11 protein-coding genes and 1 pseudogene are annotated in these 15,633 nt (G+C 61.7%); 7 read left to right on the top strand and 5 right to left on the bottom strand.

Annotated elements, in window-relative coordinates; translation table 11 throughout:
- The first annotated feature begins 328 nt into the window (after window positions 1–328).
- Together XH92_RS37975 and XH92_RS37970 are read left to right on the top strand one after the other, a co-directional pair.
- Window positions 329–1,852, top strand: a complete 1,524-nt coding sequence (locus tag XH92_RS37975) for an ABC-F family ATP-binding cassette domain-containing protein (RefSeq protein ID WP_194456610.1) — start codon at window positions 329–331, stop codon at window positions 1,850–1,852.
- A gap of 262 nt (window positions 1,853–2,114) precedes the next feature.
- A complete protein-coding gene (locus tag XH92_RS37970; RefSeq protein ID WP_194456609.1) occupies window positions 2,115–3,581 on the top strand; it encodes a glycerol-3-phosphate dehydrogenase in 1,467 nt (488 codons plus the stop codon).
- A 160-nt stretch (window positions 3,582–3,741) separates the two neighbouring features.
- Here XH92_RS37970 and XH92_RS37965 read toward each other — a convergent pair whose 3' ends face one another.
- Window positions 3,742–4,047, bottom strand: coding sequence for a hypothetical protein (locus XH92_RS37965; RefSeq protein WP_246788654.1), 306 nt, complete (start codon window positions 4,045–4,047; stop codon window positions 3,742–3,744).
- Between the two features lie 21 nt (window positions 4,048–4,068).
- On the opposite strand from XH92_RS37965, the pseudogene XH92_RS37960 reads away from it, so the two are divergent.
- The 5 genes and pseudogenes from XH92_RS37960 to XH92_RS37940 all read left to right on the top strand — a co-directional run.
- Window positions 4,069–5,649, top strand: a pseudogene (locus XH92_RS37960) (hypothetical protein); the annotation flags it as partial.
- Window positions 5,650–5,736: 87 nt separating this feature from the next.
- On the top strand, window positions 5,737–6,210 hold the full coding sequence (locus tag XH92_RS44170) for a transposase (protein ID WP_371817881.1): 474 nt from the start codon (window positions 5,737–5,739) through the stop codon (window positions 6,208–6,210).
- Window positions 6,207–6,560 carry an IS66 family insertion sequence element accessory protein TnpB gene (gene tnpB / locus XH92_RS37950; protein ID WP_194456608.1) on the top strand — a complete coding sequence of 118 codons (354 nt, stop codon included), beginning with the start codon at window positions 6,207–6,209 and terminating at the stop codon, window positions 6,558–6,560. The genes XH92_RS44170 and tnpB overlap by 4 nt, the downstream gene beginning before the upstream one ends.
- A gap of 50 nt (window positions 6,561–6,610) precedes the next feature.
- Window positions 6,611–8,170 (top strand): IS66 family transposase, encoded by a 1,560-nt coding sequence (locus XH92_RS37945; RefSeq protein WP_194456607.1) that lies wholly within the window; start codon window positions 6,611–6,613, stop codon window positions 8,168–8,170.
- Between the two features lie 53 nt (window positions 8,171–8,223).
- On the top strand, window positions 8,224–8,799 hold the full coding sequence (locus tag XH92_RS37940; protein ID WP_246787992.1) for a UPF0149 family protein: 576 nt from the start codon (window positions 8,224–8,226) through the stop codon (window positions 8,797–8,799).
- A 362-nt stretch (window positions 8,800–9,161) separates the two neighbouring features.
- Here the strand turns inward: XH92_RS37940 and XH92_RS37935 are convergent, their stop codons facing one another.
- The 4 genes from XH92_RS37935 to dctA form a co-directional block, all read right to left on the bottom strand.
- Window positions 9,162–9,596: a response regulator transcription factor gene (locus tag XH92_RS37935; RefSeq protein ID WP_194456606.1), complete on the bottom strand. Its 435-nt coding sequence runs from the start codon at window positions 9,594–9,596 to the stop codon at window positions 9,162–9,164.
- Window positions 9,597–9,642: 46 nt separating this feature from the next.
- Window positions 9,643–10,320, bottom strand: coding sequence for a response regulator transcription factor (locus XH92_RS37930; RefSeq protein WP_137482116.1), 678 nt, complete (start codon window positions 10,318–10,320; stop codon window positions 9,643–9,645).
- Window positions 10,317–12,989: a PAS domain S-box protein gene (locus XH92_RS37925; RefSeq protein ID WP_194456605.1), complete on the bottom strand. Its 2,673-nt coding sequence runs from the start codon at window positions 12,987–12,989 to the stop codon at window positions 10,317–10,319. Before XH92_RS37925 ends, XH92_RS37930 begins: the two co-directional genes overlap by 4 nt.
- Window positions 12,990–13,768: 779 nt before the next feature.
- Window positions 13,769–15,085: a C4-dicarboxylate transporter DctA gene (gene dctA / locus XH92_RS37920; RefSeq protein ID WP_194456604.1), complete on the bottom strand. Its 1,317-nt coding sequence runs from the start codon at window positions 15,083–15,085 to the stop codon at window positions 13,769–13,771.
- Between the last annotated feature and the right edge of the window lie 548 nt (window positions 15,086–15,633).

Raw genomic sequence — 15,633 nt, 5'->3', positions numbered from 1 at the left:
GCGGCCGGCTATGCTTGCCATCCGTTGCGCGTCCGGTTACATCTCGTCCACCACTACATTTTTGCCGAGAAAGGAGGGCTGCGTCGTGGCGAGATTCAACGATCCCCACCTCAAGCGTGGCCCCGTCAACGCCCTGCAGATGCGTTTGCAGGGCTGACCGGAAACTCGACTAAAATCTCTTCCTGGTCTGCCCTTCGTGGCCGTGCGGCATCGAACGCTTGAGCGTTTGCGCCTGCACTGAAATCCCTCGCCGCGCTTCGACACGCTCATCCAATGATGGCCGGACGCCTCTGGATGTCGTGATCGCCGGCAAGACCAGAGAACGATCGTGTCCCTCATCAATGTGCGCAATCTCGGCGTGACGCTGAACGCGCCGCTGTTTTCCGAACTCAATTTCGTCGTCAATGCCGGCGACCGGATCGGCCTCGTGGCCGCCAACGGCCGCGGCAAATCTACGCTGCTGCGTTGTATTGCCGGCGCGATGGAGCCCAATACAGGCGACATCACCCGCGCGCGCGGCTTCACCGTCGGCCATGTCGAGCAGGATGCGCCACTGAGCCTGCTGGATGCGCCGTTCCATGCCGCCGTGCTCGAGGCGCTTCCCGGCGAACAACGCGCCAGCGACAGCTGGCGGGTCGACGTCGCCTTGCAATCGCTCGAGGTGCCGGAGGAGCTGTGGGCGCGGCCGCTCAAGCAATTGAGCGGCGGCTGGCTGAGGCTTGCGCTGCTCGCCCGCGTGCTGGTCACCGAGCCCGACGTGCTGCTGCTCGACGAGCCGACCAACCATCTCGACCTCGCCAAGATCGGCCGGCTCGAGACCTGGCTGAACGCGCTGCCGCGCGAGATGCCGGTGGTGATCGCAAGCCACGATCGCGCCTTCCTCGATGCGACCACCAATCGGACGCTGTTCCTGCGCCCGGAGCGGTCGCAGCTGTTCGCGTTGCCCTACACCGCGGCGCGCGCGGCGATCGACGAATTCGATGCCTCGGACGAGCGGCGCTATCAGCGCGACATGAAGGCCGTCCGGCAGCTGCGGCAGCAGGCCGCCAAGCTCAACAACCTCGGCATCAATTCCGGCAGCGACCTTCTGCTGTCGAAGACCAGGCAGTTGAAGCAGCGCGCCGAGAGGCTGGAGGAGACGGCGAGGGCGGCCCATGTCGAACGCTCGGCCGGCGCGATCCGGCTCGCCAACCGCGACACCCATGCCAAGGTCCTGATCAGGCTGGACAACGCCGTGATCGCCACGCCGGACGGCAGGCCGTTGTTCAGGACCGGCCAGCAGTTCATCTGCAAGGGCGACCGGATCGCGTTGCTCGGGCCGAACGGCGCCGGCAAGACCCGGTTCGTCGCGGCGCTGCGGCTTGCGATCGAGGACGCGGAGGCGGCAGCCGCCGAGATCCGGGCCACCGAGTCATTGGTGCTTGGCTATTGCGACCAGGCGCTGGCCGATCTCACCGATAGCGACACGCCGATGCACATGCTGACGCGGCGCTTTCCGGTCGGCGACCAACGGGCGCGCGGCCTGCTCGCCGGCGCGGGGCTCTCGATCGAGATGCAGGGCCGTCCGATCGGGCGGCTGTCGGGCGGGCAGAAGGCCCGTCTCGGCATGCTGGTGCTGCGGCTCACCCAGCCGAACTTCTATCTGCTCGACGAGCCGACCAACCACCTCGACATCGAGGGCCAGGAGACGCTGGAGGAGGAACTGATGGAGCAGCAGGCCAGCTGCCTGCTGGTGTCGCACGACCGCCAGTTCGTGCGCACGGTCGCCAACCGGTTCTGGGTGATCGAAGGCAGGAAGCTGATCGAGGTCGATAGCCCCGAAGGCTTCTTCGCCGCGGCCGGTGCGGACTAGCGCTGCCAAAATATCGAAAACAACCCCATGCAAAGTAGCCGGTGCGGCCGGCGTTCGGGCAGGCTACTTGACACGTCGGGCAACTCAGGGGCACTGTTCTAATATTCCGAAATCGTGCAAGCGTACGCTCGCCCCCGCTAGCGGGAGTGGAGTGCGCCGTGAGACCGCTTCACCAGGCATCATGCCGTCAAGCGCCGCGCCTTGACGCATTTTTCGCGCGAACACGTATTTCGTTCGCATTGAAATGCGATAGGCGTTGCGCATGACGGATTACGATCTCGCGATCATCGGCGGTGGGCTGAACGGCACGAGCATCGCGCGTGACGCGGCCGGCCGCGGCCTGCGCGTGATCCTGCTGGAGCAGGGTGATCTCGGCTCCGGCGCGTCGCAGGCCTCGCCGCGGCTGGTCCACGGCGACCTGGCCGGGCTGGAGCGGCGCGAATTCTTCCGCGTCCGCAGGGCGCTGAGGGAACGCGATGTGCTGCTGCGCATTGCGCCGCATCTGGTGCGGCCGGTGCGCTTCGCGATCCCTGTTCATGCCGAGGGGCGGCCGCCCTGGCAATTGCGGTCGTTGCTGCTGCTCTACGAGCGGTTGGCCTCGCGCAGCGGCCTGCCGCGGTCGGCGACGCTGGATGTCACCCACCATCCGGTCGGCAATGCGCTGAAGCGCCCGTTCGGAACCGCGTTCGAATATTCCGACTGCGTCGTCGACGATTCCCGGCTCGTCGTGCTCAACGCCGTCGATGCCGCGGCGCGCGGCGCCGATATCCGCACCGGCGCGCGCGTGACCCGGGCCGAGCGCGGCCAGACCTGGCGGCTGGTCGCGATCGACCGCGGCTATCGCCGGGTGATCACGGCGCGGTCGCTGGTCAACGCGACCGGCGCGTGGACCGCCTCCGTCGCCGATACCGTGTTGCGCGTACCGGCGCCACGGCTCGCGACCGTGCAGATCAGCCAGATCGTGGTGCGCCGCCTGTTCGATTGCGACAATGTCTACGTGTTCCAGAACCCCGACGGACGATTGATCTTCGCCAGTCCGTATGAGCGCGACTTCACCCTGATCGGCAGCGTCAGTCATGCCTTCAAGGGTGATCCCGCGATTGTCGCGATGGATGTGCGCGAGGTGGCCTATCTCTGCGACGCAGCCAATCGCTATTTTCGCGAGCAGATCACCCCGGCCGATGTGCTGCGAACGATCTCCGGCGCCAATTCCGTCATCGCGCCCGCGCGCCGGCACATGCGCGATGGCGCAGCACTGCTCGATGTCAGGCGCGGCAAGGCGCCGCTGCTCACGATCTTCGGCGGCGATGTCACCACGTCCCGCCACCGCGCCGAGCGGGCGGTGTCGGAGTTCACGCGGTTCTATCCGATGACGCCGCGCTGGACCGCAACGGTGCCGTTGCCGGGCGGCGAGTTCGCTTGGCAGCGCTTCGAGACCGAGGTCGACATCGCCCGCGACCGCTGGCGCTTCCTCGGCGAGGCGCACGCGCGGCGCCTGGTGGCCGCCTACGGGCTGAACGTCAGGGATGTCCTGGGAGATGCCAGGGAGAAGGCCGATCTCGGCCCCACCTTCGGTGCTGATCTGACCGGCGCGGAGGTGCGCTACCTCATGCGCAGGGAATGGGCGCGCTTTCCCGACGACGTGCTGTGGCGCCGCTCCAAGCTCGGCCTGACCATGCCGCAAGCCGATCGGGATGTGCTCGCGGCGTTCATGGCCAAGGCGGATTGAGCGCAATTCTTAGACCTCCCCTTGCAAAGGGGAGGTCGCCTTGCTCGCCAGAGCAAGGCGGGTGGGGATCTGCTCTCTCGGTTCGCAGCGGCGTTGGCGGCTTGACCCCCCATCCCGACCTTCCCCCTTTCAGGGGGAAGGAGAAGAGCTCCAACAGCTTCTATTGCCGTGCCGCTTCCTGCGACCAGGCGAGGTCGCGCTTGGATGGACGGCGATGCAGCCGCTCCGAGATCAGGTTCGTTGCCTGGCGGCCCTGACCGGCGCGCAGGCACGCGACGATGAAGGTATCCTCCCACAATTCGCGTTGCGCATGGCTGCCGCCGATCCGCACCAGCTCGGGCATCAGGGGCGCCAGGATGCGCACGGCGCGCTCATGGTCGCCGGCGGCGAAGGCCGCGATCCCGCGGCCGAGCCCGATTGCGGCAGGGCCGGGTGCCAGCTTGCCGTCGGCGTCGCGTGCTGCCATCTCGGCCAGCCGCGCCTCGAGGAGTGGTGGAGAAAGAGGGCATTGCGCTCGGAGCGGATGCAGTCCGTCTGCGCGGCTACTGCCGGCCTACCAAGCAGCACGCCCGAGATGCGGAAGTCCGAAGAGGCCGCGCTACGGCTGCATACCGGCTATGCACTCAATACGAAGTGCAAGTATCTGGAATCGCAGATCACTCTCGCGCAGCTCTCCCTAGCGAGCAGGTTGGGACCAGCCGTGCGAGACGCCCTCATCGATGGAAACGGGCGGGTGCGTCTGCTCGGGACCTTCATCGAGGATGTTGTTCCGGCATTCGACTCGACGGCCGAGGCCGTGATGAACAGCAACGGAGCGGCGCTTGACGCTGAGCACCGCGACGTTCTGGAAGGAGTCATGGCGCGGCTTTCGGAATTTGCATCAGGAGTGAGCGGCATGGTTTCCAGCCTGACGGACGCCGGAGCGGGAGCCGATCTGCCGTTAAAATTGCTGGACCAGATCGTGGAATGTGCGTGGCTTACAGCGGACGAAGTCACGCGGCTGCTGGCAGTTCAGCCAAAGACGCCGACCACGATTGAACCGCCGGCTTGGGCTGCGCTGCCGGAACATACTGCCGGGGTGGGCGAAGGCACTGCAGCGTGCAGGAAGGGCAAAGGCAGGCGCGCAGCGGCCGCAGGCGAGGGGAGTTCGACAGCTGGGAGCGCTGAGCCGCAGCTCGCCGGGTCCGACGCTGGCACGGGCCCAACACGCAAGGTTATCGTACTCTCGGATCTGGGTACAAAGAAACTCACGAGCGCGGAGGAGGCCCGCGCGCAGGCGTCATCGTCCGCGAGCGGAAACCTGACGATGTGGCAGGCTCCGCCCTCCAGAGAAGCGCTGACGGGACTGCTCAAGCGATTGGACGAACTTTTGCAGTTCGATCTGCCCGCTCAGCAAAGCGCCGTCTCACAAGCGCGTCAGATGAAACCCGAGGACGCCGACCACGTCCTAAATATCGTCGTCGAGCGCCTCCACAGACAGGCCACCGAGATCGAAGCCTGTCTAGCCGCGGTGGAGGAGCCTCGTCGAAGTGGCTTGCTCACGCCTGCGCAAGTGCCCGAAGTGCACGACAAAATAGTCCGGCTCAAGGCGACGTATTCCGAGGTGCAGGGACAGGCAAACTCATTGAAGAGGCAAAGAGCCGCGATCATGATCGATTGCATGAAGAGCTACGGCTTTCCCTCGCAGAAATACCTTGAACGGTTGCGGGCGGCCGGGGAGTTGGAGCCTCCGGATCCACCGCGCGCGTTGAGCGGCGATCCGGGGACGCTGTTCGAGACTAAGCTGCGGCCCAAGGCACTGCGCAACGGTGCGGCGGCGAATCCGATGTGGGTGCACATCCATACGAAGCGGCCGGTACATGCGTGGCAGTTGGCGACGGCAGCTGACGCCGACTTCGCCGCTTGCCATGTGAAATCCAATGAACAGCGCGGCTACAATCGGCACTGGCAGAGCGCGCGAGCCGCGATGGGGTACGAAAACGTCGTGATCCACCGCGGCAAGCTCACGCCTGCATTCTGTAGGTCCTTGTTGAACAACGCAGTTGGCGGCCTGTCCGACGTCAGATAATTTGTAACCGGCATGAGCCCGCCACCTGGGCATCGCGCGACTGAGCTGCGATAGATCCTGGCATGAACTGTTTTTTGGAGGTGGGCTATGGCAGATGCCATGCATGAAGCCATGCTTGATGCCAGGCAGGAAGGCGGCTCCTATCGTCGGATCGAGGTGATCACGGGGCAGCGTCGGCGACGGCAGTGGACGGCGGAGGAGAAGGCTCGGATCGTGGCGGAGAGCTTCGAGGAAGGGGTCAATATTTCCGAGGTCGCCCGGCGCCATGGCGTTGTCCGTGGGCTGCTGACGGTGTGGCGGCGCAAGTTCGCGACGGCAGCGAGCTTTCGGGCGCCAGGCTTCGTGCCGGTCCGGATCACTTCCGAGAGCGGTCCGGCGACGGCAGACGAGCCGGACCGGCTGGCGTCTGCGCATGAAGTGCCGCCGCAGATGACGCCGCCCCCAGGCAAGCCTGGCGGGATGATCGAGATCGAGGTGAGAGGGGCACGCATCCGGGTCGAGCCCGGAGTGGAGCTGGCGACGCTTTCGACGGTGTTATCGGCGCTTTGGAGCGTTCGTTGATCGCTTTGCGGTCCGACCTCAAGGTGGCGCTGGCAGCACAGCCGGTCGACTTTCGCAAGTCGGTGCACACGCTGTCGGCGCTGGTAAGCGAAGCATTGCGCGCAAACCCATATTGCGGCGACGTCTTCGTGTTCCGCAGCAAACGCGCGGACCGAGTGAAGCTTTTGGCGTGGGACGGCAGCGGCATGGTGCTGGTGACGAAGTGGTTGCACCAGGGACACTTTACCTGGCCGCCGGTCCGCGACGGCGTCGTGTATCTGAGTGCCACACAACTCGCGATGCTGCTCGACGGCCTTCAGTGGACGCGTGTTTCACCTGAGCCTGTGAAGCGGCCGACCGTTGTCGGCTGAGAAGCGAAGATTTTGCTGGAGCCTATGATGCGTGGATGTATCGTTCGATCATGGCGATTCGCTCCGAAGCTCTTCCGACCGACGCAGCGGCTCTGACCGAGATGGTGCTCGCGCTTGATGCCGAGAACGAGAAGCTGCGTGTGGCGATGCAGACGCTGAAGGAGATGATCTTCGGCAAGCGCTCGGAGCGGCTGGCGGCGATCGTGGACGAACAGCTCGCGCTCGAACTGGATGATCTCGCGACCGGCGTCACACCGCCTGCGCCGGCCAACGACCATGTGCCTGCGACGAAGCCGGCTGGGAAGCCGCGCAAGAAGGCAAGGCGCAACATCGGCGCGCTGCCTAGGCATTTGCCGCGCTGCGAGCAGGTGCTCGAGCCGGACGCGACGGCGTGCCCGTGCTCCCAGGGCGTTCTGCACCGGATCGGCGAAGACGTCAGCGAAGTGCTGGACGTCATCCCGGCGATCCTGCGGGTACTGCGCACGATCCGCCCCAAATACGCCTGCCGCGGCTGCACCGACGGCGTGGTCCAGGCCAAGGCGCTGCCACGCCTGATCGAGGGCGGCATGGCATCGACGGCACTCGTGGCGCACGTGGTGGTCTCGAAGTTCGCCTGGTATCTGCCGCTGTACCGCCAGGTGCAGATCGTGGCCGGCCAGGGCATTCATCTCGACCGCGCGACGCTCGCGGGCTGGGTGAAGCGTGCAGCATGGTGGCTCAAAAGCCTTTATGAGCTCCAACTGCGGACGATCCAGGCTTCGCCGCGGCTGTTCTGCGATGAGACGCCGATGCCGGTGCTCGATCCCGGACGACATCGCACCCGTATCTGCCAGTTCTGGGCGCATGCGATGGATGATCGCCCATGGGGCGGCCCATCCCCGCCGGCGGTTGCCTACGTATTTGCCGATGGCCGCGGCACCAAAGAGATCGCCGGGCAGCTGACCGGCTTCTCGGGCATCCTGCAGGTGGATGGCTATGCCGCCTACAAGGCGCTTGCCCGCGGTCATGGCGGCGTGATCCAGCTGGCTTTTTGTCTCGCCCATGCCCGACGCAAATTCGTCGAGGTGTACAAGACAATGCAGTCGCCGTTCGCCCGCGAGGTGATCGAGCGCCTGCAGGTGGTCTACGCCATCGAGGCCGAGATCCGCGGCTCGAGTGCCGAACAGCGGCTTGCCGTCCGCCGCACCAGGACCGCTCCGTTGATGGAGGAGCTGAAGGCGCGGCTGGCCTCGATGCTCGACCAGCTGTTCTCCCAGTCGAAGCTGACGGAGGCCATCAACTATACGCTCAATCATTGGAACGGACTGACGCTGTTTCTTCGCGACGGCCGCGTCGAGGTCGACAGCAACACCGTCGAGCGTTCGATGCGCCCGATTGCAATGGGAAGGCGGAACTCATTGTTCAGCGGCAGCGAAGGCGGCGCCGAGAGCTGGGCAATTCTTTCATCCCTGGTCAATACGGCAAAGCTCCACGAAGTCGATCCGCAGACCTATCTGGTCGATGTGCTGGAGCGCATCGTCTCCGGTCAGACCAGGAGCCACCAGTTGCACGAACTTCTCGCCTGGAACTGGAAGGCGGCCCGCGAGCTCAGCGCACGGGCCGCTGCATGAGCCGGCGGCGCCGTTCGTCTTCGTCCTCTTCACCATCGATGGCGGCAGCCGCGATGCCGCTCGACGAACTCGAGCATTGGTTACAGGCTCGCGCCGAGCAGTATCCCGTCGCTACGAGTCTTGCCGTGCTCGACGGCTACGTCGCCGCGATCGTGGCCGGACCGGTGTCGATCGGCCCGCCGGACTGGATCTGCCCGCTACTCGCCATCGACGCCGACGCATTCAACCACGGCGGCACGCCGGAGTTCGCCGCGATTTCGGCCGTCGCGCTGCGCCACAACGACATCAGCAACGTTCTTTCCACCGCTCCACATCGATTCGCACCGACACATGCCCGCAAGCCGAATGGCGACGTTGATGCGCGGCCGTGGTGCCTGGGATTCCATGCCGCCATGCGGCTGAGACTATCGGCCTGGGCCCCGCTGCTCGACATCCGCAACATAAACCACGGCTTGCTCCTGCCCATCCTGCTGCATTGCGTCGACGATCAAGGCCGTCCACTGCTTGGACCGCCAAGGAAAGGCCGCGAGACCGAGGAGTTCCTGCGCAACGCCCACGCCGACATCCCAGCCGTCGTCGAGGCCATGCGCCAGTATTGGATGCCGACACGCTACGCTCGCGCGCGCTGATCACCGCCGACGTGGATGCTCATACCGGTTACGATAATTTGAGACTGATTAGGCTTTTCGCGAAGAGAGGCTCTGGCTCATCTAGGTTAGCATTACAGTTGCATGTTCCTGAGAACTCTGAATCCATGGCGACCATGATTCGGGATCTGATGATTGGTGGCACGTCGGTTGAAGATACGCTGACGCTGTGGGCTTCGTCGTTGGCGACGTGACGGGTCCAATGAACCCTATTGGAAAGCGCCAACCCGACTTCATGGAACTTAACGACAGGGCAGCGGGCTTAGCTTCCAAGAAGTTGATCGGGATCGTGTCTCGCGCGAAGCGCTCAGATCAGACATAAGATTGGCGGCCGGTTGATCGCTTCAAGTGTTTCCGCCGCCGCCGTTCTCCTCCAGTGCGGCATCGAGGTACTCGATCAGCGTATGTCCGGCGAAGGGCTTGGCCAAGAAGCCAGCCGCTCCCGCGCTCAGAGCAGAGGCGCGCACGCGGTCATTGGGGAAGGCAGTAATGAAAATGAATGGCACACCGTAGCCACGGGTCCGCATTTCCGCGAGCAAGTCCAAGCCGCTCATAATCGGCATCTGCACATCCGTAATTACACAAGAGGTTTCGTTCAACCGCGGCGACCTCAAGAACTCCTCGGCCGACACAAACGTTTGAACGACGTAGCCACGCGATTTCAAAAGGTTCTCTGTCGCCGCACGGACCGATGCGTCGTCATCAACGACAGAAATCAAAGGCGTGGACAAGACAGGCCCTCCTGGCGCGGGACTAGCGACTGCCGAGGCATTAGCCATCCCTGGGCGAAAAGTGGGCTTGAGTGGTTAAATTGTAAAATCATACTTAGGTTTGTTCGGGACGGTTAGCACGGAGTCCCAGCGTCTCAGTCATTCTGATCAAATCCGCCAGCGATCGGGCGCGCATCTTTTTCATCACGTGTCCCCGGTAGATCTTGACCGTAATCTCGGCGAGCCCCAGCTCGGCAGCTATTTGCTTGTTCATCAAGCCAGTAGCGACCAGTTTCATGACCGCCTGCTCGCGCGGACTCAGGGTCTCAAATAGGGACTTAAGGTTCGCGACGGTCTGCTCGGCTTCCCGTCTTTTGCGATCGCGTTCGGTCGCCGCGATCACGGCGTCCAGCAGTTCCTGATCGCGAAACGGTTTGGTGAGAAAATCGACCGCTCCACCTTTCATGGCCCTGACGCTCATGGGAATGTCGCCATGGCCTGTAATGAAGATAATGGGAATATGAATGTTCGACTTGGCTAGCTCAGTCTGGAACTCAAGGCCGCTCAAGCCAGGCAGCCGGACGTCAAGAACCAGGCAGCTAACAACGTCCGGAAGCTTGCTCTGCAACATTTCTCGGGCCGATCCGAATGCAACGACGTCCAGGCCGACGGATTGAAAAAGGTTTGTAAGCGACCGACGCATCGAGACGTCATCTTCGACAATGAAGACAATCGCATTTGCCGATGCCTCGGCCCTACTGCCTTCGCGCTGGGAGTTTGAGCGTTCGTTCACGACACCACCTCCTTGTGCAACGGCAGGTCAAACCGAAAGCTCGCTCCCGGCCCCTGCTTGTGGACGATTGAAAGACGCCCTCCGTGAGCTTCCACGATCGAGCGGCAGATCGAAAGGCCCATGCCAAGGCCGCTCGATTTTGTCGTGAAGAAGGGGTCTAACACCCGATCGGCGTCATTCTCCGCGATGCCGACGCCACTATCAGTCACCACAAGCCGCACGTGTTCCATATCGTCTCTAGATGACTGGATCACCAGTTCGCGCGTCCGGTCCGTAACTGAGTCCATAGCTTCGATCCCGTTCATCACCAGATTGATAATCACCTGCTGCAGCTGAATCCGGTCTCCGAGGACCGCGGGCAGCGTTGCCGTCAGCTCGGTTTTCAGTGTCACTTGGTGGCTAACCAGCTCACGATTCACCAGCGCAACGACGTCCTTAACGACGTCATTGATGTCGAGCGGCAGCATTTCGATCTCGCCCTTTTTCGCAAGGGCGCGAACGCGACGGATCACCTCGCTTGCCCGGATTGCGTCTTCGATTATCCATTCAACGGATGAGCGCGCGGCGGAAAGATCAGGAGTTTTGCGGCCCATCCAACCGAGGCACGCGTCGGCGTTGCTGATAATCGCGGCGAGTGGCTGGTTGATTTCGTGGGCGATGGAGGTGGTCAGCTCTCCTAACGTCGTCACGCGCGTCACATGCGCGAGCTCAGCCTGTGCCTTCCGCAGCTCTTGTTCAGCCTGATCTGCGCGGATAATAGCGGTGATGTCGGTGCTGACGCCACGGTAGCCAAGAAAATTACCGTTTACGTCAAAAAATGGCTTGCCGCTCGTCCGGACGTAGATCGGACATCCCATCCGGTTGACGGAGCGATAGACCAAATCACGAAATGGCAGATGTGCCTCTAGCCTTGCACGATGTTGCCGCCATTTCTCAGGTTCGTCTTCCAAGTCGCAAGCAATGTCCCAACGCGGCAGACCCAGGAGGCCTGTGGCCAGGATTCCCGCAGCGCTGGTATGTTCCGACAAGTGAGTGACTTTATGGTCTGGCCCGGTCTCCCAGAGCCAGTCGGAAGCCGTTTCAGCGTAGTCGCGAAAGCGCTGCTCGCTTTCGCGCAGTGCAGCAAGTGTGCTTTCCAAACGTTCTCTGGCTGAGTATTGCTCAGTGACGTCCATATGTGTCCCGATGAGCTCGCCGATATTGCCATCGCTGCCAACCACGACATGGGCCACAGAATGTATGTGCCTCATCGAGCCATCCGGGAGCAGGATTCGAAAATCATATTCGAAGCGGTTTTGCTTGCCGTCTCTCGCAAGTCGCTGCACTTCCTGAAGGCGCGGCAGGTCGTCCGGATGGATCCGCGAACGAATTGTCTCTATGGACACGGTCTCTTGCGGGTCGAAGCCGAAGAGACGATTCACTTCGGCGGAGCGATACACAAAATCGAGCCCGTGGACGTCCCATGACCAACTGCCAGTATGACTAAGATGCTGGGCTTCGGCCAGATAGGCCTCGCTGCGGCGTAGCTGCTGCTCTACTTGCTTTGTAACTGTGATATCCGTCGCTGCCCCGACAAACTCGATTTCGCCAGAGGCGGTTGTCGTGGCTCGCGCCCGCGCGCGGATGTGCTTCACCGAGCCGTCCGGTAGCAGCAATCGGTATTCATGCTCGAACTCCTGCGGGTCTTGCATCGTTCGATCGATGGTCTGCTGGACGGAAGCTCTGTCTTCCGGATGAGTGCGCTCGACGACGAGTTGCGGGCTCGGTATCGTCTTCGGATCCAACTGGAAAATTCGAAAAAGCTCTTTTGACCAAAAAACCTCGCCAGTAGCGACGTTCCAGCCGAAGCTGCCTGTGTGGCTCAACTCCTGCGCTTGAGCCAAATGGGCTTCGCTGCGCTGGAGGGCAAGCTCCGTCCGCCGTTTTTCGGTGATATCTTCGCAGGATATCAGGACAACAGGCTTGTCATCGGCCCAAAGCATGGCTTTGGCATTTTCTCGCACCCACAGGACCGCGCCGTCTTTTCTAATTTTTTGGGCGTCCCAGGTTTGCGATTGACCGATATCTTCAAGGCATCTGCGAATGCATGTGCGAGCGAACTCGCGATCCTCCTCCAGAAAGAGCCTCAGAACGGATTGACCGATCAGTTCGGAGCGCGCATAGCCGAGGTGTGTCGCGCCGAACGTATTGACGTTGAGGACGGTACCGGCTTCGTCGACCATGACGTACATGGCCGGATTGTGCTCAAAGATTGCGCGCCACCGCTTTTCACGGTCCTTCAAATCGGCCGCGCTGCGCAGGAGTTCGGCCGCAGTCTCATGCGCAGCCTCTCTTTCCTGGCGGATCTTTCCAATCAGGTGCGTTCCGACAATCGAGACGGTAAAGAATGCGACAACCACCAGAAGAACTTGAGGGTCGTCGATCCGCAGACTGAACGCCGGCGGCGCAAAGTAGTACGCCAAAGCAGCAATAGCTAAGACCGAAAGCGCGGATGACGCGATAAAGCTGCCGATCAATGAAAACAGCAATATAACCAGCAAATAGCCGAACGCCGTCGCCGCGAAATGTGTTTGAAGATACAAGGAAGCTAGCGTCACCACCGCCAGCGTTATGCTGCCGAAAGTAAACTGCGTGGCGGAGCGTTTGAAGTTATTGATCTGGTTATACATTTTTGGACCGTCCGGCCTTTCTCCGGCGGGAGCGTTATAACATTTTAGGCAAAAATGGGGCAATCCTTTCGGCTCCGCGCTCGAGAGCGGTTCCGGGTGAATTGCTTACAGGCTGAACTCAGCACGTGCCGAAGAAAGGCGCATTACAAACGTAGGTATAGTCGGTCTAAACCTTTCCATATGGCGCTCTGACGTGCGTACAATCGAGACTCAGATGTCTGCTTTCCTTCACTGCGATAGCCCGTTGGAAGGGGCCCGGCTGTGGGGGGCGCGGCCGAGCACAACTGATGCCGCCGAGGCACGTCCGACGACGGGGCTGCTGCTACCGTCGGGCCGCCAAGACGCTGACGCTGAACAATGAGACGCCCGTCGTTAAATCTCTAAAGCGCCCACAAGCAGTGGAGCACCGTGACGTTTGCTCTATGCAATCCATCTCACCTGGTGAAGGTGCCAATCTGGTTCACGAGTCATCACTGCCGCAGCATCGGTGGACGAGGCCAGTTCGCTGGCCACGCACCAAGCCATTTCATGGGTAGATCCAGTACCTTTGCCGGCCAGGCCGGCCAGGTTCGGTCGGAATCGTATTGTCTGCCCGGCCAACCTTGGGCCGTCTAGATCGCGTTGGGGCGCGACACCTAGTCGTGGTACGAACCGCAGATTCCGCGAGAAGAACTCCGGCTCGCAGTTCAGTCGGCTGTGCCGATTTGAACTGCGAAAAAATCCGGAGTTGGCTACGCTCAATTCGAGCGTGCCTTGAAATCACGGACAGGACCTGGAGCCTATATCCTTGAACTTCGTGTATCGGCACCGGCGGTGGGTTGCTTGAGCCGGGCGTGTAGCGTCGCGTCGTCGAGCTCGCCTTCCCACCAGGACACGAACACAGCGGCGATGCCATTGCCAGTGATGTTGGTAAGAGCTCGCACCTCGCTCATGAACTTGTCGATCGAAAATACGATCGCCATGCCCGGCACCAATGCCGGGTTGACCACCGACAATGTCGCGGCGAGTGTAATGAAGCCCGCGCCGGTGACGCCGCTTGCTCCCTTCGACGTCAGCATTGCCACGAGCAAGATCGTGAGCTGCTGGCCAAAGGTCAGATCGACCCCGAGTGCCTGGGCAATGAACAATGTCGCAAGCGTCATATAAATGTTGGTGCCGTCGAGGTTGAAGGAGTAGCCGGTTGGCACCACGAGGCCGACCACGGGCTTTGAGCAGCCCAGCCGCTCGAGCTTCTCCATCAATTGCGGCAGCGCGCTTTCCGAGGACGAGGTGCCAAGCACGATCAGAAGCTCGTCCTTGATATAGATAATGAACTTGAAGATCGAAAAGCCGACGATCCGCGCGATCAGGCCGAGCACGACGACCACAAATATTGCGGCCGTCACATAGAATAGTACAATCAGTCCGATCAGATTACCGAGCGCCGCCGGCCCGAACTTGCCGATCGTGAAGGCCATCGCGCCGAACGCGCCGATCGGAGCGGCTTTCATGATGATGGCGATCACGCCGAACACTGCGTGCGCGGCGTCGTCAATCATGCCGCGCAGTCGTTCTCCGCGCTCCCCCAGCGCCATCAACGAGAAGCCAAACAGGATCGCGAACAGAAGCACTTGCAGAACATCGCCGCGGGCGAGGGCGCCGACCACAGTATCGGGAATGATATTGAGAAAAAAATCGACGGTCTTCGAGGCTTCCGCCTGCTTGACGTAGTTGGCCACCGCCGCAGCGTCCGGTTTGACCGTAAGACCATGGCCGATTTGGACCAGATTGCCCATGACAAGGCCCAACACCAACGCAAAGCTCGATACGATCTCGAAATAGACCAGCGCTTTAACGCCGACGCGCCCGACTTTCTTTGCATCCTGGATATGTGCGATCCCGGATGCGACGGTGCAGAAGATGATCGGTGCGATCGCCATCTTGATCAGCTTGATGAAGCCGTCACCGAGCGCCTTGACCCAGTCGTTAGTCGCGACCGATGGCCATAGCCAGCCGACGATGGCGCCAATCACGATCGCGATCAGCACCTGAACGTAGAGAATTCTATACCAAGTCTGCGACGCGCGCGCGGGCGCCGCAGTTGCCATGGTGGTCATGACGCTTCCTTCCCGAATACACTCGAATGCGAGCCGTTGCGTCGTTGAGAGACGACGGCATCATACGAGGCTGTCATTTTAGCCGTGTCCGATTGAAGACGAGTCCGGGAGCCGGCGCGTCATTCCAAAGGCAGACGTTCAGTTACGTTATCTTTTTCGTCAAGCAAGATCCGCACCAGAGCCAACCTCCAGTCGATCGAGTCGCTATCGGATAAGCACCTGTCTTCTGACGAGGTCTTTGAATTTTCGAACGGCATTTGTGAGGTCGATCGCGAAGGCGTTGCTCAGCGTCATGCCGCATTTTGCTGGCAAATGTCCCGAGGCACGTCTTGGCATGGAAATCCTAGAGTGATCAGTACTCTTCAAGTGCGGGACTTGATGCAACAGTACGTTACATTGGTAAAATTGATTGTTTGGATCGTAGGCATCCAGGCAATGGAAGCGTGCGACATCTAGCGGGCTGGTCGATGCGAGGTCGTATCCCCATGCGCTCGCCGAGCCGTTAGGCGTCTCGGCGTTACGATGGAGTTCTCAACTCGATCATTCCG

Source organism: Bradyrhizobium sp. CCBAU 53421 (assembly GCF_015291625.1).
Lineage (GTDB): Bacteria > Pseudomonadota > Alphaproteobacteria > Rhizobiales > Xanthobacteraceae > Bradyrhizobium.
The sequence above is the reverse complement of the archived record's forward strand: the minus strand, read 5'-3'. Positions and strand labels throughout refer to the sequence as shown.

Coding starts and splice junctions, on each gene's coding strand:
- XH92_RS37965 (WP_246788654.1), bottom strand. CDS start 4,047: ATGGCAGCACGCGACGCCGACGGCAAGCTGGCACCCGGCCCTGCCGCA.
- XH92_RS37970 (WP_194456609.1), top strand. CDS start 2,115: ATGACGGATTACGATCTCGCGATCATCGGCGGTGGGCTGAACGGCACG.
- dctA (WP_194456604.1), bottom strand. CDS start 15,085: ATGACCACCATGGCAACTGCGGCGCCCGCGCGCGCGTCGCAGACTTGG.
- XH92_RS37925 (WP_194456605.1), bottom strand. CDS start 12,989: ATGTATAACCAGATCAATAACTTCAAACGCTCCGCCACGCAGTTTACT.
- XH92_RS37945 (WP_194456607.1), top strand. CDS start 6,611: ATGGCGATTCGCTCCGAAGCTCTTCCGACCGACGCAGCGGCTCTGACC.
- XH92_RS37940 (WP_246787992.1), top strand. CDS start 8,224: ATGCCGCTCGACGAACTCGAGCATTGGTTACAGGCTCGCGCCGAGCAG.
- XH92_RS44170 (WP_371817881.1), top strand. CDS start 5,737: ATGGCAGATGCCATGCATGAAGCCATGCTTGATGCCAGGCAGGAAGGC.
- XH92_RS37935 (WP_194456606.1), bottom strand. CDS start 9,596: ATGGCTAATGCCTCGGCAGTCGCTAGTCCCGCGCCAGGAGGGCCTGTC.